General features: G+C 73.0%; 20 protein-coding genes. 11 read left to right on the top strand and 9 right to left on the bottom strand.

Going from position 1 to position 18,797, the window contains the following annotated elements; all coding sequences use genetic code 11:
• Positions 1–31: 31 nt before the first annotated feature.
• Positions 32–466, bottom strand: a complete 435-nt coding sequence (locus tag GA0070619_RS32555; protein ID WP_157744077.1) for an MmpS family transport accessory protein — start codon at positions 464–466, stop codon at positions 32–34.
• Positions 467–1,301: 835 nt separating this feature from the next.
• Between GA0070619_RS32555 and glmS the strand changes: the two genes are divergently transcribed.
• Complete coding sequence (glmS, locus tag GA0070619_RS24275) at positions 1,302–3,215, top strand: glutamine--fructose-6-phosphate transaminase (isomerizing) (protein WP_088950192.1); 1,914 nt, start codon at positions 1,302–1,304, stop codon at positions 3,213–3,215.
• Here the strand turns inward: glmS and GA0070619_RS24270 are convergent.
• Positions 3,202–4,818 (bottom strand): alpha/beta hydrolase, encoded by a 1,617-nt coding sequence (locus GA0070619_RS24270; RefSeq protein ID WP_088950191.1) that lies wholly within the window; start codon positions 4,816–4,818, stop codon positions 3,202–3,204. The two genes, glmS and GA0070619_RS24270, sit on opposite strands and share 14 nt — an antisense overlap.
• Entirely contained in the window at positions 4,815–5,111 is a 297-nt protein-coding gene (locus tag GA0070619_RS24265) for a hypothetical protein (protein ID WP_088950190.1), read from the bottom strand. Before GA0070619_RS24265 ends, GA0070619_RS24270 begins: the two co-directional genes overlap by 4 nt.
• Positions 5,112–5,285: 174 nt before the next feature.
• On the opposite strand from GA0070619_RS24265, the gene GA0070619_RS24260 reads away from it, so the two are divergent.
• The 6 genes from GA0070619_RS24260 (at position 5,286) to ung (ending at position 10,725) form a co-directional block, all read left to right on the top strand.
• Positions 5,286–5,654 (top strand): holo-ACP synthase, encoded by a 369-nt coding sequence (locus GA0070619_RS24260; protein ID WP_088952020.1) that lies wholly within the window; start codon positions 5,286–5,288, stop codon positions 5,652–5,654.
• Positions 5,655–5,708: 54 nt separating this feature from the next.
• Positions 5,709–7,178, top strand: coding sequence for an NAD(P)H-hydrate dehydratase (locus tag GA0070619_RS24255; RefSeq protein WP_088950189.1), 1,470 nt, complete (start codon positions 5,709–5,711; stop codon positions 7,176–7,178).
• Positions 7,179–7,258: 80 nt separating this feature from the next.
• Positions 7,259–8,377: an alanine racemase gene (gene alr / locus GA0070619_RS24250; protein WP_088950188.1), complete on the top strand. Its 1,119-nt coding sequence runs from the start codon at positions 7,259–7,261 to the stop codon at positions 8,375–8,377.
• A complete protein-coding gene (locus GA0070619_RS24245) occupies positions 8,374–9,477 on the top strand; it encodes an alpha/beta fold hydrolase (protein ID WP_088950187.1) in 1,104 nt (367 codons plus the stop codon). The genes alr and GA0070619_RS24245 overlap by 4 nt, the downstream gene beginning before the upstream one ends.
• Positions 9,474–9,956: a tRNA (adenosine(37)-N6)-threonylcarbamoyltransferase complex ATPase subunit type 1 TsaE gene (gene tsaE, locus GA0070619_RS24240; protein ID WP_088950186.1), complete on the top strand. Its 483-nt coding sequence runs from the start codon at positions 9,474–9,476 to the stop codon at positions 9,954–9,956. Before GA0070619_RS24245 ends, tsaE begins: the two co-directional genes overlap by 4 nt.
• A 67-nt stretch (positions 9,957–10,023) precedes the next feature.
• The gene (gene ung / locus GA0070619_RS24235) at positions 10,024–10,725 is read left to right on the top strand and encodes a uracil-DNA glycosylase (RefSeq protein WP_088950185.1); all 702 of its coding nucleotides are present in this window, start codon (positions 10,024–10,026) and stop codon (positions 10,723–10,725) included.
• A 58-nt stretch (positions 10,726–10,783) separates the two neighbouring features.
• Here the strand turns inward: ung and GA0070619_RS24230 are convergent, their stop codons facing one another.
• Complete coding sequence (locus GA0070619_RS24230) at positions 10,784–11,488, bottom strand: helix-turn-helix domain-containing protein (RefSeq protein ID WP_088950184.1); 705 nt, start codon at positions 11,486–11,488, stop codon at positions 10,784–10,786.
• Between the two features lie 331 nt (positions 11,489–11,819).
• Between GA0070619_RS24230 and tsaB the strand changes: the two genes are divergently transcribed.
• The 4 genes from tsaB to GA0070619_RS24210 are packed head-to-tail and all read left to right on the top strand — an operon-like array spanning position 11,820 to position 14,284.
• Entirely contained in the window at positions 11,820–12,497 is a 678-nt protein-coding gene (tsaB, locus tag GA0070619_RS24225) for a tRNA (adenosine(37)-N6)-threonylcarbamoyltransferase complex dimerization subunit type 1 TsaB (RefSeq protein WP_088950183.1), read from the top strand.
• Positions 12,494–12,976: a ribosomal protein S18-alanine N-acetyltransferase gene (gene rimI / locus GA0070619_RS24220; protein WP_088950182.1), complete on the top strand. Its 483-nt coding sequence runs from the start codon at positions 12,494–12,496 to the stop codon at positions 12,974–12,976. The genes tsaB and rimI overlap by 4 nt, the downstream gene beginning before the upstream one ends.
• Positions 12,969–14,015 (top strand): tRNA (adenosine(37)-N6)-threonylcarbamoyltransferase complex transferase subunit TsaD, encoded by a 1,047-nt coding sequence (gene tsaD / locus GA0070619_RS24215; protein ID WP_088950181.1) that lies wholly within the window; start codon positions 12,969–12,971, stop codon positions 14,013–14,015. Before rimI ends, tsaD begins: the two co-directional genes overlap by 8 nt.
• Before the next feature lie 14 nt (positions 14,016–14,029).
• Entirely contained in the window at positions 14,030–14,284 is a 255-nt protein-coding gene (locus GA0070619_RS24210) for a hypothetical protein (RefSeq protein ID WP_088950180.1), read from the top strand.
• A gap of 31 nt (positions 14,285–14,315) precedes the next feature.
• Here GA0070619_RS24210 and GA0070619_RS24205 read toward each other — a convergent pair whose 3' ends face one another.
• The 5 genes from GA0070619_RS24205 to GA0070619_RS24185 all read right to left on the bottom strand — a co-directional run bounded on the left by GA0070619_RS24205 (position 14,316) and on the right by GA0070619_RS24185 (position 18,782).
• Positions 14,316–15,059 carry a DUF4142 domain-containing protein gene (locus GA0070619_RS24205; protein ID WP_088950179.1) on the bottom strand — a complete coding sequence of 248 codons (744 nt, stop codon included), beginning with the start codon at positions 15,057–15,059 and terminating at the stop codon, positions 14,316–14,318.
• Positions 15,060–15,184: 125 nt separating this feature from the next.
• A complete protein-coding gene (locus GA0070619_RS24200; protein WP_088950178.1) occupies positions 15,185–15,481 on the bottom strand; it encodes a DUF1707 SHOCT-like domain-containing protein in 297 nt (98 codons plus the stop codon).
• A 19-nt stretch (positions 15,482–15,500) separates the two neighbouring features.
• The gene (locus GA0070619_RS24195) at positions 15,501–16,682 is read right to left on the bottom strand and encodes an ROK family protein (RefSeq protein WP_088950177.1); all 1,182 of its coding nucleotides are present in this window, start codon (positions 16,680–16,682) and stop codon (positions 15,501–15,503) included.
• Between the two features lie 22 nt (positions 16,683–16,704).
• Complete coding sequence (locus GA0070619_RS24190; protein WP_088950176.1) at positions 16,705–17,967, bottom strand: sugar ABC transporter permease; 1,263 nt, start codon at positions 17,965–17,967, stop codon at positions 16,705–16,707.
• Complete coding sequence (locus GA0070619_RS24185; RefSeq protein ID WP_088950175.1) at positions 17,964–18,782, bottom strand: ATP-binding cassette domain-containing protein; 819 nt, start codon at positions 18,780–18,782, stop codon at positions 17,964–17,966. Before GA0070619_RS24185 ends, GA0070619_RS24190 begins: the two co-directional genes overlap by 4 nt.
• Between the last annotated feature and the right edge of the window lie 15 nt (positions 18,783–18,797).

The following is an 18,797-nucleotide window of genomic DNA, read 5'->3' as shown; positions in this document are numbered from 1 at the left end:
CCTAAGGCCACACCATGGCCGAACCCCAGCCTCACTCGGGCGCGCACCAGATGCTGCCGTAGCTCCGCTCCTTGAGGACCACCGGCGTGCCGGTGCCGGTGATCGTGACGGTGCATTCGAGGAGACCGTGGTATTCCATATCCAGCCAGTCGGCCTCCAACCTGACCCGGCTCTGGCCGTTGGTCCGGATGGTGGTGCGCCAGGGGAGCTTCGCGCCGACGACGTGGATCAGGTCGCTCTCGGCGTCGAAGTACGCGATGTCGGCCTCGCCCGATCCGGTGACCTCGTAGACCACCGTCACCGGGGCCGGCCCCGACGTCGGTCGGGTGACCGGCTGCTTACTCGGGGTCGGGGGCGCGGGGCTGGGTCGCTCCGGAATGGGCGCACGTGTGGTGGGTGCGGTCCAACCGTCGTCGGGAACAACCCACGGCTCCTCGGCGATCGGCTCCGAGCCGGGTCTGTCCAACAGGAAACCACTCGCGCAGAGGCAACCGCAGACGGCCAGGACCAGTGCCGCGAAGACCGCGACGACGATGCCGACGATCCGGCCGCTGCTCGTGGTCGGGCTGCTGCTGGCACGCGGCTGGCCGGGGTAGGTGTACGGCGGCGGATAGCCGTGGGGCGGCCATCCGGCTGACGGTGGCCAGTGCGCGGGCGGTGGCGCGCCGGCAGGCGTGGGCCATCCTGCTGCCGGAGGCGGCCCGGCGGCAGTCGGATCCGACGGGTCGGGCGGGGACGGCGACCACGGCGACGCCGGTGGCCCGGGCGTCCACGGGGTCGGCGGCGGTTGAGGCGTCCACTGGGTCGGGGGCGGCGACGGGGTCCACGGCGCGGCCGGAGTCCACGGGGCTGGCGCCCACGGCGCCGGCGGTGCCCACGGCTGAGCCGGTGCCAGTGGGTCGGGCGCCGGGAGCCCCGCGGGGGAGGGCGGTGCTGTCGGATCCGGTGGCAACGGAGAGGCCGGGCTCAGCGGGGACGGCTCGGGTGCCGACCCCGACGTGCCGCCGGGTGCCGGGTCCGATGGTGAGGTGGGGGACGGATCGGGCGGGGGCGCGTCGGACATGGCTGCTCCGGGCGGGAGTGGGTATGGGACGAACGGGCCGAGGGCGGGCGCGCCGAACCCGCCGAGAGACTGTCGTACCCGACGGCGCGCCGCAACCCCCGTCACCTCCGGGCGGCCCCGCCCGGCCTGCGATGCTCGTCCCGTTGCGCCCCGCCAACCCCCGATCGCTCAGATTCCGTGATTGATAACCCGACTTTCGAGCACCCATCATGAGTGAAACTGGGTTAGGCTGCGGGCCATGTGTGGAATCGTGGGATACGCGGGCGCGCGCCCCGCACTCAGCATCGTGCTCGACGGGCTGCGGCGGCTGGAATACCGCGGCTACGACTCGGCGGGCGTCGCGATCGTCTGCGACGACCGGCTGCTGACCGAGAAGAAGGCCGGCAAGCTGGCCAACCTTGAGAAGGTGCTGTCCGAGCGGGCCGCCGACGACCCGACCTCCTGCGCGGCCAGCCCGATCGGCATCGGTGACGGCACCACCGGCATCGGGCACACCCGGTGGGCCACCCACGGCGGCCCGACCGACCGCAACGCCCACCCGCACGTCGCCCCCGACGGCCGGGTCGCGGTGATCCACAACGGCATCATCGAAAACTTCGCCAAGCTCCGTAACGAGCTGGAGGCCGACGGCGTCCAGTTCACCAGCGACACCGACACCGAGTGCGCCGCGCACCTGCTCGCCGCCGCGCTGGCCGACCTGCGCGCCGCCGGCCAGCCGGACAGCCCGCAGCTGCTCGCCGCCGGCATGCGGGTGGTCTGCCAGCGGCTGGAGGGCGCGTTCACCCTGCTCGCGGTGGACGCCGGCGTGCCCGGTGCGGTCGTCGGCGCCCGGCGCAACTCGCCGCTGGTCGTCGGCCGCGGCGACGGTGAGAACTACCTGGCCAGCGACGTGGCCGCGTTCATCGAGCACACCCGGGAAGCGGTCGAGCTGGGCCAGGACCAGATCGTCCTGATCACCGGTGACAGCATCGAGATCACCGACTTCGACGGCCAGCCCGCCGCCGGCAAGGACTTCCACATCGACTGGGACTCCTCGGCCGCCGAGAAGGGTGGCTACGACTGGTTCATGCTCAAGGAGATCGAGGAGCAGCCGCAGGCCATCGCCGACACGCTGCTCGGCCGGCTCACCGAGACCGGCGAGATCGCCCTCGACGAGGTCCGCCTCAGCGACCAGGACCTGCGCGACGTCGACAAGATCTTCATCGTGGCCTGCGGCACGGCGTACCACGCCGGCATGGTCGCCAAGTACGCCATCGAGCACTGGACCCGGATCCCCTGCGAGGTGGAGCTGGCCAGCGAGTTCCGCTACCGCGACCCGGTCCTCGACCGGTCCACGCTGATCGTGGTGATCTCGCAGTCCGGCGAGACGATGGACACCCTGATGGCGCTGCGCCACGCCAAGGAGCAGAAGGCCCGGGTGCTGGCGATCTGCAACACCAACGGCTCGACCATCCCCCGTGAGTCGGACGCCGTGCTCTACACCCACGGCGGGCCGGAGATCGCCGTCGCCTCCACCAAGGCGTTCCTCACCCAGGTCGTCGCCTGCTACCTGATCGGCCTGCACCTGGCCCAGGTGCGCGGCATCAAGTTCGCCGACGAGGTGGGCGCGGTGGTCGCGCAGTTGCAGGAGATCCCCGGCAAGCTGCGCGAGCTGCTCGACCGGATCGAGCCCGTCCGCGAGCTGGCCCGGGAGCTGAAGTCCGAGCCGACAGTGCTGTTCATCGGTCGACACGTCGGCTACCCGGTGGCCCTGGAGGGCGCGCTGAAGCTCAAGGAACTGGCGTACATGCACGCCGAGGGCTTCGCCGCCGGCGAGCTGAAGCACGGCCCGATCGCCCTGATCGACAAGGGCACCCCGGTCATCTGCGTGGTGCCCTCGCCGGTCGGCCGGGGCATGCTGCACGACAAGGTCGTCTCCAACATCCAGGAGGTCCGGGCGCGCGGTGCGCGGACCATCGTGATCGCGGAGGAGGGCGACGAGGCGGTCGTCCGGTACGCCGACCACCTCATCTACGTGCCGCGTACGCCGACGCTGCTGGCCCCGCTCGTCACCACGGTGCCGTTGCAGGTGCTGGCCGCCGAGATCGCCGCCGCCCGTGGACACGACGTGGACCAGCCCCGCAACCTGGCCAAGTCGGTCACCGTCGAGTAGGCCCCTCCACGACCTGGCCCAGCACGACCCGGGCCATCCCGTCCAGCGCGGGATTGCCCGGGTCCCAGTAACCGGTGTGGCCTCCTCGCCCACTGCCGAAGACCCGACCGCCGAACCCGGGATCCGACGGGTCGTGACCGAACCACAGCTCGTGGCCGGTCCGGTCGGGCCAGGCCAGCGCGGCGGCCAGCGGAGCCGCGCCGGACAGCGCACGACGGCCCATCTCGTCCACCGGAAGGGCCCCGCGGATCACGTCGTCGGGAGCGCTGCTCGCCCAGACCTCCCGGGTGGGCACGCCCAGCTCGGCGGCGTGCGACGCACCGACCCCTGGGGAACCGACAAAGACCAGCGCGTCGGCGGCCAGCCCGTGCTCCCGGGCGGCCATGCCCACCACCAGTGACCCGTAGCTGTGCCCGAGCACGGTCTGCCGGGCCGGTGGCCCCTCGTGGGTGGCCCGCAGCCCCTCCTGGAAGCGGTGCAGCGCCGGGCCGGCATCGCGTGCCAGACCTGCCGAAGTCGCGTCGGTCACGAAATCCGGGGCGTCGTAGTCCAACCAGAGCACCGCAGCGCTGCGTTCAGTCGGGGCGAGCGTGGCGCACCGGTCCAGCACCCGCGCCGCCCTGCCCAGCTCACCGGGGGCGTCGTCCAGCCCGGAACCCATCCCCGGCACGTAGGTGAGCACCCGGTCGGCCTGGTCCGGGTCGCCGAGCGCCAGCACCACCCGACCCTCACCGGCCGTATCCAGCCCCAGCAGGTATGCCCGCGGCTCCCCGCCGCCCGCCAGTCGTCCGCCCAGCGCGTCCAGACCGGCCAACCGCTCAGCCACCCCGCGCAGCCGGAGCGACGCCAATGCCCCCGGCGGCACCCGGGTCAGCAACCGCCGCCGCTCGGCCAGCAGCTCCTCCCGCCAGACCCCGAGCCGCAGCCGGTTGGCCTGGTCGCGGGCGGCCACCGGCACCCCGTCCAATCGGCCGACCAGCGCCGGCTCGTGCCCGATCAGCCACCGTCGCTGCGCCGGTGTCAGACCCGCCCACCAGGCGCGGACCAGGGTCGGCGCCGCGCCGGGGGCCGGCCGGTCCGGCGGTGGCGGGGAGGCCCAGCCGGTGCCGGCGGCCAGGGCCAGCTCGTCCAACCGGTCGGCGGCGGCCCGGTCCGCGGCACCGGCCTCGTCGAGCGCGTCCCGCAGGTCTGCCGCCACCCGGGCCGCTGCCACGCCGGCCCGCTCGGTCGGCCGGGCCCGGGCGGGATCGACGTGCACCCCACCCGAGCGGTCCACCAGCAGGCCGGCCGCGTCCGCCAGGGCGACCGCATCGGCGAGCCGTGCCTTCGCCACGGTCAGCCGGCCGCCCAACTCGGCCAGCACCTGGTCGACCTCGATCAACACGGGTGCGACCGACGTCAGCTCGTCACGAAGGCCGACGAGCCGGGCGTCCGCCGCCGTGGCCGCCGCGCCCGACCAACCGCCCCGCAAGCGCCCGTCCGCCGTACGCAGCTCACCGACGCGTCGGTCGACCAGCCCGGTCAACCCCGCCCAGGCCGTCCCGGCGGCCCGCCACCCGCTCGGATCGGCTGCCCACAGGTGTCGGTAGGCGACGCTGCTCACCGGTGCAGGGTGGCGAACCGGTCGGCCGCCCGGTCGTCGACCGACTCGTACGCCTCGGCCGCGGCCCGCACCCCGGCGGAGGCCGCCGTGACCCGAGCACCCACCAGGCACAACCAGGAGTGCATGGCTGCCTCCACCCCGGCCAGGGCCGCGCCGGCTCGCCACTCGGGTGCCGTCACCAGCAACCCGGGCACCCCCGCGAGGCCCAGCGCCAGCCGGTGCGCCCCGTCGTCGAGCACTACGGCGACCGCGCGCAGCTCCTCCGGCCGGACGACGAACGGCTTATCGGTCATGACCACACCCCCACCGACGATCGGGATCGACGCGCTGACGCTAGGCGCGTACCGGAGGTCGTCGAGTGCCCTGTGGACAGCCGGCGTTGAGGCGTACCCCGGCCTGTCCACAGGCGTTGCCCACCGCGGCCCCGACGGCTAATCTGCGGCCCCGGCCGCCGGTAGGGTGAAGTGGTGATCGTCGCTGTCGGCATCGACGTCGTCCTGGTCGACCGGTTCGCCCGGGCCCTGGCACGGACGCCGCTGCTCGCCGACCGGCTCTTCACCGCGGCCGAGCGACACACGCGCGCCGGTGCCCCGCGATCGTCGGAGTCCCTTGCCGCCCGCTTCGCCGCCAAGGAGGCCGTGGCCAAGGCGCTCGGCGCTCCGGCCGGGCTGAGCTGGCACGACTGCGAGATCGTGCCCGACCCGGACGGCCGTCCCTGGCTCGCCGTCTCCGGCACGGTCGCGGCGGCGGCCGACGCGCGTGGGGTCAACCGCTGGCATCTCTCGTTGTCGCACGACGGGGGGATCGCGTCGGCGATGGTGGTCGCGGAACGGTGACGTCGGCTGGGCGGGCCGACCCGGTCCACCCGCGAACGAATGGGACACGGTGGCATGAGATCGGTGTGGCGGGTGGCCGACGTACGGGCGGCCGAGGCAGGGCTGATGGGCACGCTGCCGGACGGGACGCTGATGCAGCGGGCCGCCGCCGGGCTGGCCCGCCGGGCCGCGCTGCTGCTCGTCGAGCGGGGCGGGGTCTACGGCGCCCGGGTGCTGCTGCTGGTCGGTTCCGGTGACAACGGTGGCGACGCCCTGTACGCGGGGGAGCGGCTGGCCCGCCGGGGAGTCCAGGTGTCCGCCCTGCTGCTCACCCCCGGGCGTGCGCACGCCGCCGGGCTGGCCGCCCTGCGAGCGGCCGGTGGCCGGCTGGTGCCGCAGCCGGCCGGCCCGGTCGACCTGGTCCTGGACGGCATCGTCGGCATCGGCGGCACCGGTGGGCTGCGGGCGAGCGCGGACGAGGTGGTCCAACGCCTCGGCGAGTTGCGTGGGCGCGACGGCGAGCGCGCCACCATCCTGGCGGTGGACGTGCCGAGCGGGGTCGCGGTGGACACCGGCCACGTGCCGCTGTCCGCGTCCGGCCGACCGACAGCGGTCCGCGCCGACGTGACGGTGGCGTTCGGCGCGCTCAAGCCCGCACTGGTGGTCGGGCCGGCAGCCGCCCTGGCCGGGCAGGTGGAGTTGGTCGACATCGGGCTGCGCCCGTGGCTGCGAGGCTCTCCGGCGTTGCGGGTAACCGAGTGGTCCGACCTGGTCGACTGGTGGCCGGAGCTGGGCCCGGCGTCGGAGAAGTACAGCCGGGGCGTGGTGGGGGTGTCGACCGGCTCGGCGACCTACCCGGGCGCGGCGGTGCTCTCCGTCGGCGGCGCTCTGGCCGGGCCGACCGGCCTGGTCCGCTATGCCGGCGGTGCCCGGGCCGAGGTGCTGCACCAGCACCCCTCGGTGATCGCCAGTGGGCGGGTCGCCGACGCGGGCCGGGTGCAGGCCTGGGTCTGCGGCTCCGGCCTGGGCACCGGAGAGGACGCGGCGGCCGAGCTGCGCGCCGTGCTGGCTTCCCCGGTGCCGGTGGTGCTCGACGCAGACGCGTTGACCCTGCTGGTGGACGGCTCACTCGCCGACCGGCTGCGCGGGCGGGACGCGCCGATCGTTGTCACCCCGCACGACCGGGAGTTCACCCGGCTGTGCGGGGAGGAGCCCGGCGCCGACCGCGTCGGCTCCGCGCTGCGGCTGGCCGCCTGGATGAACGCGGTGGTGCTGCTCAAGGGGGACCGCACGGTGATCGGCACGCCGGACGGCCGGGCGTACGTCAACCCGACCGGCACCCCGGCGCTGGCCACCGGCGGCACGGGTGACGTGCTGGCCGGGCTGCTCGGCTCGTTGCTGGCGGCCGGGGTGCCCGCCGATCGGGCCGCCGCCTCGGCCGCGTACCTGCACGGGCTCGCCGGCCGGGAGGCGGCCCGGGGTGGGCCGGTGACCGCGCCCGACGTGGTCACCGCACTTCGCCCGGTTGTCGCCCGGCTGGGCTGATCGGCCCGTTCCGGCCGGGTCGTCGTCCGGGGGCGTGCGTCGCCGCCCCCGGTGATCACGGCGGAAAGTAGGCTGGGCGTATGTGGCAGGCCGAGGTACGCGTCGATCTTGACGCGATCCGCGAGAACGTGAGCAGGCTCCGCTCCGGCACCAGCGCCGAGCTGATGGCGGTGGTGAAGGGCGACGGGTACGGCCATGGCATGCTTCCGGCCGCCCGCGCCGCGCTCGACGCCGGCGCGGACTGGCTCGGTGTCTGCACCCTCGACGAGGCGCTCACCCTGCGGCGGGCCGGAGTGACAGTGCCGGTGCTGGCCTGGCTGCTCGCGCCGGGGTTGCCGCTGCACGAGGGGGTCACCGCCGGGGTGGACCTGGGCGCGGCCAGCCTTCCGCAGCTGGACGAGATGATCGAGGCGAGCCGGCTCGCCGGGCGCCCCGCCCGCCTGCACCTGAAGATCGACACCGGGCTGTCGCGGGGCGGGGCGACCGTCGCCGACTGGCCGGCGCTGCTGGACGCCGCCGCGAAGGCGCAGGCCGACGGCCTGGTCGAGGTGGTCGGCGTGTGGAGCCACTTCGTGTACGCGGACAGCCCCGGCCACCCCACCACCGATCGCCAACTGGCCGTCTTCCACGAAGGGCTGGCCATGGTCGAGCGGGCCGGGCTGCGCCCGCGCTGGCGGCACCTCGCCAACTCGGCGGCCACCCTGACCCGCCCGGACACCCACTTCGACCTGGTCCGCCCCGGCCTGGCCATCTACGGGCTCTCCCCGGTGGCCGGCGAGACGTACGGGCTGCGGCCGGCGATGACCGCACGCGCCCGGGTGATGCTCACCAAGCGGGTGCCCGCCGGCACCGGCGTCTCCTACGGGCACGCCTACACCACCGAGGCGGACGCGAACCTGGCCGTGGTGCCGCTCGGGTACGCCGACGGGGTTCCCCGGCACGCGTCCAACACCGGCCCGGTCCAGCTCGCCGGCGCAAGGCGGAAGATCTCGGGACGGGTCTGCATGGACCAGTTCGTGATCGACTGCGGGGACGACCCGGTGGCCGACGGTGACGTGGCGACCCTGTTCGGCAGCGGCGCCGACGGTGAGCCGACCGCCGACGACTGGGCCGAGGCGGTCGGCACGATCAACTACGAGATCGTCACCCGGTTCGGCAGCACACGCGTGCCTCGGATCTATGACGGCGAGCGACCATGAGCTACCGCATTCCGCGTCCGCGGACCGCGGCGGGCCGGGTCGCGGGGATCCTCGGGGCCGCGGTCGGGGTCGCGGCTGCGGGCCTGGCGGCCGGCGTCGCGACCGAGCGCACCCTGGTCCGCCGGCTCAAGGCAGACCCGGCCGACCGCTACGCGCACGAGGCGTTCGGCGAGCAGCGGTACGACGAGGCGTTCCGTCTGGAGCTGCCGGACGGCACGGACATCCACGTCGAGGTGGTCGAGCCGACCAGGCCGGTGCCGGGGCATCCGACGGTGGTGCTGGTGCACGGCTTCTGCCTGGACATGGGGACGTTCCACTTCCAGCGCCAGATGCTCGCGGCCCGAGGTGACTACCGGGTCGTGGCGTACGACCAGCCCGGTCACGGTCGGTCCGGCCGGTTGGAGACCGGGGAGTACGACCTCGCGGTGCTCGGCCGGACGCTGCGCCAGGTGATCGACCGCACCGCCCCGGACGGGCCGCTGGTGCTGGTCGGTCACTCGATGGGCGGCATGACCATCATGGCGTTCGCCGAGTTGTTCCCGGAGCTGTTCGGTGACCGGGTGGTGGGCACGGTCCTGATGGCCACCTCGGGCGGGCTCATCGCCGAGACCAAGCTGGTCGCGCCCGCGCTGCTCGGCCGGGTCGGCGGCCCGGTGCTGTACATGGTCAGCAACGCCACCCGGTACGGCGGGCCGGTGATCGACAAGGCCCGCAAGTCGACGTCGAACGTGGCCTGGCTGCTGACCCGCAAGTACGGCTTCGGCACCCGCAAGCCCAGCCCGTCGCTGGTGTCCTACGTGGAGACGATGAACTCCCGGACATCGGCCGACACGGTGACCCGCTACCTGCGGACCCTGGCCACCCACTCGCGCTTCCCGGCTCTCGCGGCGTTGGCCGCGACGCCGGTGCTGGTGGTGGTCGGCGACAAGGACATGATCACTCCGGTGACCCACTCGGAAGAGATCGTCCGGCGGCTGCCGCACGCCGAGTTCGTCAAGATCAAAGACAGTGGACACGTGGTGATGCTGGAGCACGCCGACGAGGTCAACGCCGCGCTCGCGCGGTTCCTCGAATCACTCGCAGAGCCGGAGGAACGGTGAGTCACGTCGTCAAGCTGCCGACCGTCGAGGACACCCGGGAGTTCGGCCGACGCCTGGCCGGGCTGCTGCGCGCCGGCGACCTGGTGCTGCTGACCGGCCCGCTGGGCGCCGGCAAGACCGCTCTCACCCAGGGCGTCGGCGCCGGGCTCGGTGTACTCGGCGACATCACCTCGCCGACGTTCGTGATCGCCCGGGTGCACCGCCCCGATCCGGCCCGGGGTGGCCGGGTCGCCCTGGTGCACGCCGACGCGTACCGACTGGGCGCCGCCACCGACCCCCGCGCCGAGATCGACGACCTGGACCTCGACGCATCGGTCGAGGACTCGGTGACCGTGGTGGAGTGGGGTGAAGGCCTGGTGGAGCAGCTGGTCGACGCGCACCTGCGGGTCCGGATCGACCGCCGCGACGACGACACCCGCATCGTCGAGCTGGACCCGATCGGTGGCGACTGGGCCCGTCGGCTCGCCGACCTGGGCTAGGGCGGCCGCTGTCGTACCCGATGCCTAGAGTGCGGGGGACCGACCCGCGCTGTGTGAGAGGTTCCTGATGCCCGACGACGCCCCCGCCCTGGATCTGCTGGCCCTGCTGCCGGAGCAGTGGCGTGCCGTGCTCACCCCACACCTGGATGCGGCGCGCACCGCCGCGCTGGCCGAGTTCGTCGCTCGGGAATACGCGACGCACACCGTCTTCCCTCCCCTGGAGGACCTGTTCTCGGCCTACCGGCTCTGCCCGCCGCAGGGCACCCGGGTGCTGATCCTCGGGCAGGACCCCTACCACCGGGCCGGTCAGGCACACGGGTTGAGCTTCAGCGTCCGCGACGGTGTGACGGTGCCGCCGTCGTTGCGCAACGTCTTCAAGGAGTTGGGCGAGGACGTCGGCGTTCCCAAGCCGCACAGCGGCAACCTCGACGGGTGGGCCGCCCAGGGCGTGCTGCTGCTCAACGCGGTGCTGACCGTCCGTCAGGCCACCCCGGGCTCGCACGCCAACGCCGGCTGGGAGGAGTTCACCGACGCCACCATCCGGGCACTGGACGCCTCGCCGGACCGGGTGGTCTTCCTGCTCTGGGGCGGCTACGCCCGCAAGAAGGCGGCCCTGGTCACCAACCCGCAGCACGTCGTGCTGGAGGCCGGCCACCCCAGCCCGATGAACCCGCGGGGCTTCCTCGGCAGCCGCCCGTTCAGCGCGGCCAACAAGGCGCTCGCCGACGCCGGCCTGCCCACCATCGACTGGGAGCGCACCGCCGGCTGACCTCTGCGGCTCGCGGCTCCCGGTCACCGCCCTGCTGTTGGCGTGGCCGGCGGGTGGCTCAGCTTCCGCTGGCCAGCTGCCGGTCACGGTAGCGGCGCAACAGCTCGCCGGCGCGCGGCTCGGCCACCTCCAATTCGACGAGCGGCACCACCTGGTAGCCCCGACCGCCGTGGCGCACCTCGATCGTCTCGGGCAGCTCGTCGCACATCGTGGCCCTGATCTCGCCGTACCGGGTCGACCAGCGGTGCTCGCCCGGCTCCTCGGGCTCCAGCCACACACCGCCGAACTCGCCCCAGCGAGCGTTCCACCGCTGCCCGTAGTTCCTTTCCAGCCAACGGGTCAACACCTTCGAGTCCTGCCACCGCACGGCGATCTCCAGCGCGTCCACCGGCACCGGCGCACCCTGCAACAGGGCAGCCGTGCTCCCGGTGAGCACCTGCGGGAGATCGCTGAGCCGGTCCAGCAGCCGATCCAGGCCCAGTTCGTCGATCCGCTCGGCGAGCGGCCGAGCGGCCAGGTCGTCCATCCGGGCGTCAAGGTGCGCGTCCAGCGGCTCCACCCCGACAGCCAGCTGCACATCCATCGCAGCGAGCAAGGCCTCGAGCATGGCGACGCTGGGCGCCCGCTCGCCACGTTCTATCCGGGCGACGGTCGCCTGGCTGATCGCGGCCAGTTCGGCCAACTCGCACTGGCTCAGTCCGCGCAACTGCCGTTGCTGGCGAACGACGGTGCCGAGCAGAGTGCCGAGACGGGTGGATGGCATCTCGGAATGGTGGACCACGCTGGGCGGTAGCCGGTACCGCTGAGGCGGATTCGCGACTGCCCAGGCCGTCGTGCGGGTTCGCGCGACGAACGGACGAGGTGCCGCGGTGACCGGACCGTTCCCTGTTGAGCGCTATACCTCTGGGGCATAAATATGACTCACAGGTATAGCGCTTGTTGAGGCATCCGCCGCTCAGGCCGGAACGTCCCCGAGAGCGGTCCGAGCCGCGAAGGCGCGAACGGGGGCGAGGGCGGGGCGTGGTCGAGGGCAGGGCGTGATCGAGGGCGGGGCGTGACCGGGGGCGGTGGCGGGGCGGCTAGGCTGGCTAACCGTGCTCGTACTCGTGGTGGACAGCTCGACCCCTGCGGTGACCGCAGCGCTGGTGGAGGTCTCGGCGGACGGTGTCGTATCCCGGGCGCACCGGTGCACGGTCGATGCCCGCGCGCACGGCGAACTGCTCGCTCCCCAGGTGGACGCGGTCCTCGCCGACGCCGACGCACGCCCACGTGATCTGAGCGCCATCGTCGCCGGGCTCGGCCCGGGGCCGTTCACCGGGCTGCGGGTCGGCCTGGTCACCGCCGCGACGATGGGTCAGGTGCTCGGCATCCCCACGTACGGCGTCTGCTCGCTGGACGCCATCGGCTACCCGGCGGCGTCCGGCGAGCCGGTGCTGGCCGCCAGCGATGCCCGGCGCAAGGAGCTCTACTGGGCCGTCTACGACGGTGCGGGCCAGCGGATCGTCGGGCCTGAGGTGTCCACGCCGTCGGTGGCCGCCGCGCGCGCCCGGGAGTTGGGCGCGACGATCGCGGTCGGGGACGGGGCACACCGGTACGCCGAGATCCTGGACCTGCCCGTGCGGGTCGAGCCCAGGTACCCGGACGCCACCGTGCTGGCGCTGCTCGCGGCCGAGCGGATCCGGGCGGGAGCGTCCAGTGAGCGGCTCACCCCGCTCTACCTGCGCCGTCCCGACGCGGTGGCGGCTGTCGGCCGCAAACCGGTCCTGCCATGACAGCGGTACGGCTCGTCCCGTTCCGCTGGTGGCACATCGACGACGTGCTGCCGATCGAGGCGGACCTCTTCGGCGCCGAGCAGTGGTCGCCGGCCATGTTCTGGAACGAGCTGGCAAACGGGCACCACTACCGGGTCGCCGTCGACGGGGATGGCGCGGTGCTCGGTTACGCCGGCCTCGCCGGGGCTCCACCGGACGAGGTGTGGGTGCAGAACATCGCCGTGCGCCGGGACGCCCAGCGGCGGGGCGTGGGCCGCGTCCTGCTGGAGGAACTGCTCGCCGAGGCGGCCCGGCGGGACGCCCGCAGCACCCTGCTGGAGGTCGCCGCGGACAACGCCGCCGCCCAGCGGCTCTACGCGACGTACGGGTTCGAGCCGATCGGGGTGCGGCGCGGCTACTACCAACCGAGCAACACCGACGCGCTGGTCATGCGGCGCGACGCCGAGCCGACCGGGGACGGACCACACGACCATGGCTGACGAACCGCTGATCCTGGGTATCGAGACCTCCTGCGACGAGACCGGCGTCGGCATCGTGCGGGGGCACACCCTGCTGGCCGACGCGCTCGCCTCCAGCGTCGAGGAGCACGCCCGATTCGGGGGTGTGGTGCCCGAGGTGGCCAGCCGGGCACACCTGGAGGCCATCGTGCCCACCATGGACCGCGCCCTGACCGAGGCCGGCGTCACCCTGGCCGACATCGACGCGATCGCGGTCACCTCCGGGCCTGGTCTGGCCGGTGCGCTGCTGGTCGGTGTCGCCGCCGCCAAGGGGTACGCGCTCGCCGCCGAGAAGCCCGTGTACGGCGTGAACCATCTTGCCGCCCACGTCGCGGTGGACACCCTTGAGCACGGCCCACTGCCCGAACCCGCCATCGCGCTGCTGGTGTCCGGCGGTCACTCGTCCCTGCTGCTCGTAGACGACCTGGCCCGGGGCGTCACCCCGCTGGGCGCCACCATCGACGACGCCGCTGGTGAGGCGTTCGACAAGGTCGCCCGGCTGCTCGGGCTGCCGTTCCCGGGCGGCCCGCCGATCGACCGGGAGGCCCGGGCCGGCGACGCCGCCGCGATCGCCTTCCCACGCGGCCTGACCGCCGCCAAGGATCTCGCCGCCCACCGGTACGACTTCTCGTTCTCCGGCCTGAAGACGGCGGTGGCCCGGTGGGTCGAGGCGCGTCAGCGTGCCGGTGAGCCGGTGCCGGTGGCCGACGTGTCCGCGTCCTTCCAGGAGGCGGTCTGTGACGTCCTGACCAGCAAGGCGCTCGCCGCCTGCCGCGCTCAGGGCATCGACACCCTGGTGATCGGCGGGGGAGTGGCGGCGAACTCGCGGCTGCGGGCGATGGCCGAGCAGCGGGCCGAGAAGTACGGCATCCGGGTCCGGGTGCCCCGTCCGAAGCTCTGCACCGACAACGGTGCGATGGTGGCCGCGCTCGGTTCGCACCTGGTCGCCGCTGGGGTCGCGCCGAGCCGACTGGACCTGCCTGCCGATTCGGCACTGCCGTTGACCACGGTCAGCGTGTGACGGGGGCGGCGGACATGATCGTGCGGATGTGGGAGGCGCGCGCCGAGGCGTACGGCGTCGCTGACCTGATCACCTGGGTGTGCGACATCGCCCTGCCCGAGTTGGAGCACGACCCGCTGCATGTCTCCAGCGAGGTCTTCTCCTCCACCGACCATCGCGTGGTGGTCATCTCCAAGTGGCGCAGCAACCCGCGACCGCTGCCCGATCCGCCTGCCCTGCTGGTGGCCCGCGCTCCGCACTCCTGGGATTTCACCCAGGTCGACCGCTGACGCGAGCCACCAACGAGGTCATCGCCGACGGTCAGCTGCGGCGCAGCATCCGGTAGGTGGCGATTCCACCGGTGCCCAGGGCGGCGAGGAAGACCAGCCAGACGACTGTGCTGCTGACCCCGACCTGCGGGCCGGCGTTGGCCGCCGCGGCGGCCAACAGGCCGTCGTCACCGGGGGCGGGCAGCGCCGCCGGGGGCAGCTCCGGCCAGCGGACCAGGCCCGTGCTCTCCAGCATCTGCATGTGGTGCATGACGAAGCCGTTGGAGTCGTCGCAGAGCTTGCGGACGGTGGCGTCCCGGGTGCTGGCGCGGACCGCGCCGATCACCGGGAAGATCTTGCCGTGGGCGACCCGGAGCCGGGTGACGAAGATCTGGTCGAAGCGGGCGCCGGACGCCTTCTGCATCTCCGCCAGCCAGCCCTTCTGCTCGGCGGTCGGCTCGCTGGGGATCGTCGCGCCCAACTTGTTGGCTGCTTCGACCACGAGCTCGTCGAGCTTCTGGTGCTCGCTGGCGATGCCGGCGCCGATCTCCCGTACCTTGGCCGACTGCCCCTTCTCGGCGGCCATCTGACCGGCTGGCATCTCCCACAGCCCGGCCAGCCGTACCCCGTTGAGCAGTGTCATGTCGGCGGCGTTGAGCTGCTGCCCGCCGCCGGCGGGCGCGGCCATGGCCACGCCGGGCAGGACACCGATCCCCGCGACGATCGCGATGAGCAGCATCGCCGCTCGGTGGGTCCGGTTGCCCAGCCGGCGATGGGCGGATCTGAGCGGTGCCATGTCTGTGGTGCCTCCTCGGTCCGGACCGAAACGCGTCTGGACCGGACAGCCATACGCTCCCGGCTGCCCGTCCGCCCACTGATACGGACTGATCGCTCGATCAGTTCACCGTTTGGCGACGTGGATCAGCGGGTGATGGCGAGGAAGCCGCCGAGCAGCAGCAGGGTGAGCGCCGCGGCGGCGAAGAGCATCAGCAACTCGCGGTGCCCGTGCCCGACGGTGTCGCGGTCGCCGGGCGGGTCGGACAGTGCCGGCAGATCGCGGGTCAGCGCGGCCAGGTCACCGAGGGTGCGTGCCGTCCACACTGCACCCGCCCGATCGGAAAACTCGTCGAGGGTCAGCCGGCCCGCTGCGGTGTGCCGGTGCAGCTCGGCGACCACCCGGTTGCGGTCGTCGTCGGAGGCGCGCAGCTCGACATCCACGCCGGACAGCGTACGCGGATCAGCCCACGTCGAGGGGGTCCGCGAGGAGTCGTTCGAAGGCCAACTCGGCGGCCCCGATCAGGGGGGCGTCCGCGCCCAGCTTGGGCGTGCGCAGCCGGACGTGCTCCAGGCAGGCTCCGAGCGCGTTGGAGTTGAGCCGGCTGCGGATCTGGGCCGCCGCCGCGAGGTAGAGGTCGCGCATGGTGCCGCCGAAGATGACCATTTCGGGGTTGAAGATGTTCACCAGGTTGGCGACGCCGAAGCCGAGCCAGTCGCCGGCCTGGCGGACCGCCGTCTGGGCCCGGGCGTCGCCCCGGTCGGCGGCGTCGAAGACCGCCAGCAGGGCGTCGCGACCCCGGGCGTCGGAACGTCCGGCAGCGCGCAGCAGACCGTGCTCGCCGATCTCGGTCTCCCAGCAACCCCGGGAGCCGCACTCACAGGGCCGGCCGTCGCGGACCACCTTCATGTGGCCGACCTCGCCGCCGTACCCACCGTGCCCGGTCAGCCGACGTCCACCGGCGATGATGCCGGCACCCACGCCGACGTCGCCGTACAGGTAGAGGACGTTGTCGCAACCGGCCGCAACACCCCGTGCGTGCTCGGCGAACGCGGCGACGTCGGCCACGTTGCCCACCGTGACCGGTACGTCGATGCCCAACTCGTCGGCGAGGGCCGAGCCGATCGGCTCGTCCACCCAGCCGGTGGTGGGGCCGAGCCGGACCAAGCCGTCGTCCCGGCGGACCATGCCACAGACCGCGACGCCGGCGCCGACGCAGATCGCGTCCGCCGGCACCAACTGCTGCATCTCCTTGACCGCGCCGGCCAGCAGCGGCGCGGCCTCCGCGGCCAGCAGCCCGCGTGGTCTGTCCAGGTCGCGGCGGTCCAGGACCGCCCCGCCCAACCCGATCCGGGCCGCGCGCAGTCGGTCCACCTCCACCGAGTACGCGTACGCGTAGACCCGGGCCGACTCGGGCCGGACGACAAGTGACGGTCGCCCGGCCCGGCCGGTCTCCTTCGGCGCGCCTTCGCTGACCAGCCCCACCGCGGACAGGTCGGCGGTGAGCGCGCCGATGGTGCTGCGGTTGAGGCCCAGCGTGGTGGTCAGTTCCGCGCGTGTGGTCGCCCCGTGGACGTGCACATGCCTCAGCAGAGCCCCGAGGTTCTGCCGTCGGACGTCATCCTGGCTCGGTCCTGGGCGCATGCCGGTGCTACCTCCCGCGTGGTCAGCGGGTGCCGGTGGCTGCCGCGCGGCGGCGGGAGAGCGCGTCGACGCTGGCCGCGAGCAGCAGTACGACACCGGTGACCACGTACTTGACTCCCGCGGTGTATCCCATCAGGCCCATTCCGTTCTCGATGACCGCGACCACCGCGCCGCCGAGCACGGCGTCGAAGACGCGGCCCTTGCCACCGAACAGGCTGGTGCCGCCGATCACCGCTGCGCCCACCGCGTAGAGCAGTACGTTACTGCCCCCGGTGTTCGGGTCGACCGAGTTGGCCCGGCTGGCCGCCACGATGCCACCAATGGCGGCCATGGACGAGCAGATCACGAAGACGGAGATCCGGATCCGGTCCACTCCGATGCCGGCCCGGCGGGCCGCTTCCCGGTTGCCGCCCACGGCGTAGATGTGCCGGCCGTAGCTGGTGCGCTGCAGCACGAAGGTCCAGATGACCAGCAGCACCGCGATGATCGGCACCACGATCGGCACACCCTTGAGCGAGACGATGAGGACGTTGCGGCTGCGCTCCAGGTTGAGCACGTACACAGCGGTGCCGAGGATGACGGCGAGCCCGGCGATCCGCAGCGCCACCACCGCGATCGGGTCGGTGATCAGACCACGTGCCGCCCGGTTGCGGTGGCGCAGCAGTTGCACCGCCGCGTAGCCGACGACCGCGAGGGCGGTCAGCGCCCAGCCCAACGTGGGGCCGAGGTTGCGGTTGGCGATGGCGACCAGCACGTCGTCGCGGACGGAGATGTTGGTGCCATCCTTGACGAGCAGCAGCACGACGCCCTGGAAGGCGAGGAAGCCGGCGAGGGTGACCACGAAGGACGGAATACCGATCTTCGCGACGAGCATGCCGAGCGTGGTGCCGATGACCACACCGGTGGCGACCGCGGCGAGCACCGCGACCCACCAGGGGTAGCCGAGCACGGTGACCACATTGGCCAGCACCGCCGCGCAGACGCCGCTGGCGAAGCCGGCGGAGAGGTCGATCTCGCCGAGCAGCAGCACGAAGACCAGGCCCATCGCGATCAGCGTGACCGCCGCGCCCTGGGTGAAGAGGTTGGCGAAGTTGCCGGCCGACAGGAACGACGACGGCCGCATGATCGCGAAGACGGTGCAGAGCACGATCAGGCCGAGCACGGCCGGCAACGCGCCGACGTCGCCACCGCGTACCCGACTCAGGTAGTTGCGGACGTGGCCCCCGACGGTCGGCGTCGGTGTGACGGCCGCCGGGCCGTCCTTCCGCACGGCGGTGGTGGTCATCGGACGCCTCCTGAGATCGAGTCGGCCGCCTGCGGGCCGTCGCCGTTGCTGCCCGGGTCGGTGGCGAGGCCGAGCCCGCCCGAGCGCCCGGCGGTGATCAGCTCGACCACCTGGGCGTGGGTGATGTCGGTGGTCTTCACCTGGGCGACCATCTGGCCGAGGTACAGCGCGGCGATCCGGTCGGAGACGGCGAAGACATCGTTCATGTTGTGCGAGATGAGCACCACGGCCAGGCCGTTGTCGGCGAGGCGGCGGACCAGTTCGAGCACCTGCGCGGTCTGTGCCACGCCGAGCGCCGCGGTCGGCTCGTCCAGGATGACCAGCTTGCTGTTCCACAGCACCGCCTTGGCGATCGCCACGGTCTGGCGCTGGCCGCCGGAGAGGCTGGACACGTGCTGGCGCAGCGACGTGACGGTGCGGATGGAGAGCCCTGCCAGGGTCTCGGCGGCGAGTTGTTCCATGGTCGGCTCGTCCAGGACGATGCCGCTGCGCCTCTCCCGACCGAGGAACATGTTCTGCACGATGTCCAGGTTGTCGCAGAGCGCGAGGTCCTGGTAGACGACCTCGATGCCGAGCGTGGCGGCGTCGCGGGGGCTGCCGATGTGCACCGGTTCACCGTTGAACAGGAACTCTCCGGCGTCGGTGGGGTGGATGCCGCTGATGCACTTCACCAGGGTCGACTTGCCGGCGCCGTTGTCGCCGACCAGTGCGGTCACCTCGCCTGGGTGGACGGTCAGGGCGACGTCGCGGAGCACCTGGACGGGACCGAAGCTCTTGTCGATCCCGCGGAGTTCCAGCAGGGGGGTCGCGGACACGGGGTCTCCTTCTCA

It is taken from the genome of Micromonospora zamorensis, from assembly GCF_900090275.1.
GTDB lineage: Bacteria > Actinomycetota > Actinomycetes > Mycobacteriales > Micromonosporaceae > Micromonospora > Micromonospora zamorensis.
Note: the sequence above shows the minus strand (reverse complement) of the source record. Positions and strands in the feature narration are given on the sequence as shown.

Coding starts and splice junctions, on each gene's coding strand:
- glmS (WP_088950192.1), top strand. CDS start 1,302: ATGTGTGGAATCGTGGGATACGCGGGCGCGCGCCCCGCACTCAGCATC.
- GA0070619_RS24265 (WP_088950190.1), bottom strand. CDS start 5,111: ATGACCGATAAGCCGTTCGTCGTCCGGCCGGAGGAGCTGCGCGCGGTC.
- GA0070619_RS24255 (WP_088950189.1), top strand. CDS start 5,709: ATGAGATCGGTGTGGCGGGTGGCCGACGTACGGGCGGCCGAGGCAGGG.
- alr (WP_088950188.1), top strand. CDS start 7,259: ATGTGGCAGGCCGAGGTACGCGTCGATCTTGACGCGATCCGCGAGAAC.
- GA0070619_RS24245 (WP_088950187.1), top strand. CDS start 8,374: ATGAGCTACCGCATTCCGCGTCCGCGGACCGCGGCGGGCCGGGTCGCG.
- ung (WP_088950185.1), top strand. CDS start 10,024: ATGCCCGACGACGCCCCCGCCCTGGATCTGCTGGCCCTGCTGCCGGAG.
- GA0070619_RS24230 (WP_088950184.1), bottom strand. CDS start 11,488: ATGCCATCCACCCGTCTCGGCACTCTGCTCGGCACCGTCGTTCGCCAG.
- rimI (WP_088950182.1), top strand. CDS start 12,494: ATGACAGCGGTACGGCTCGTCCCGTTCCGCTGGTGGCACATCGACGAC.
- tsaD (WP_088950181.1), top strand. CDS start 12,969: ATGGCTGACGAACCGCTGATCCTGGGTATCGAGACCTCCTGCGACGAG.
- GA0070619_RS24210 (WP_088950180.1), top strand. CDS start 14,030: ATGATCGTGCGGATGTGGGAGGCGCGCGCCGAGGCGTACGGCGTCGCT.
- GA0070619_RS24205 (WP_088950179.1), bottom strand. CDS start 15,059: ATGGCACCGCTCAGATCCGCCCATCGCCGGCTGGGCAACCGGACCCAC.
- GA0070619_RS24195 (WP_088950177.1), bottom strand. CDS start 16,682: ATGCGCCCAGGACCGAGCCAGGATGACGTCCGACGGCAGAACCTCGGG.
- GA0070619_RS24190 (WP_088950176.1), bottom strand. CDS start 17,967: ATGACCACCACCGCCGTGCGGAAGGACGGCCCGGCGGCCGTCACACCG.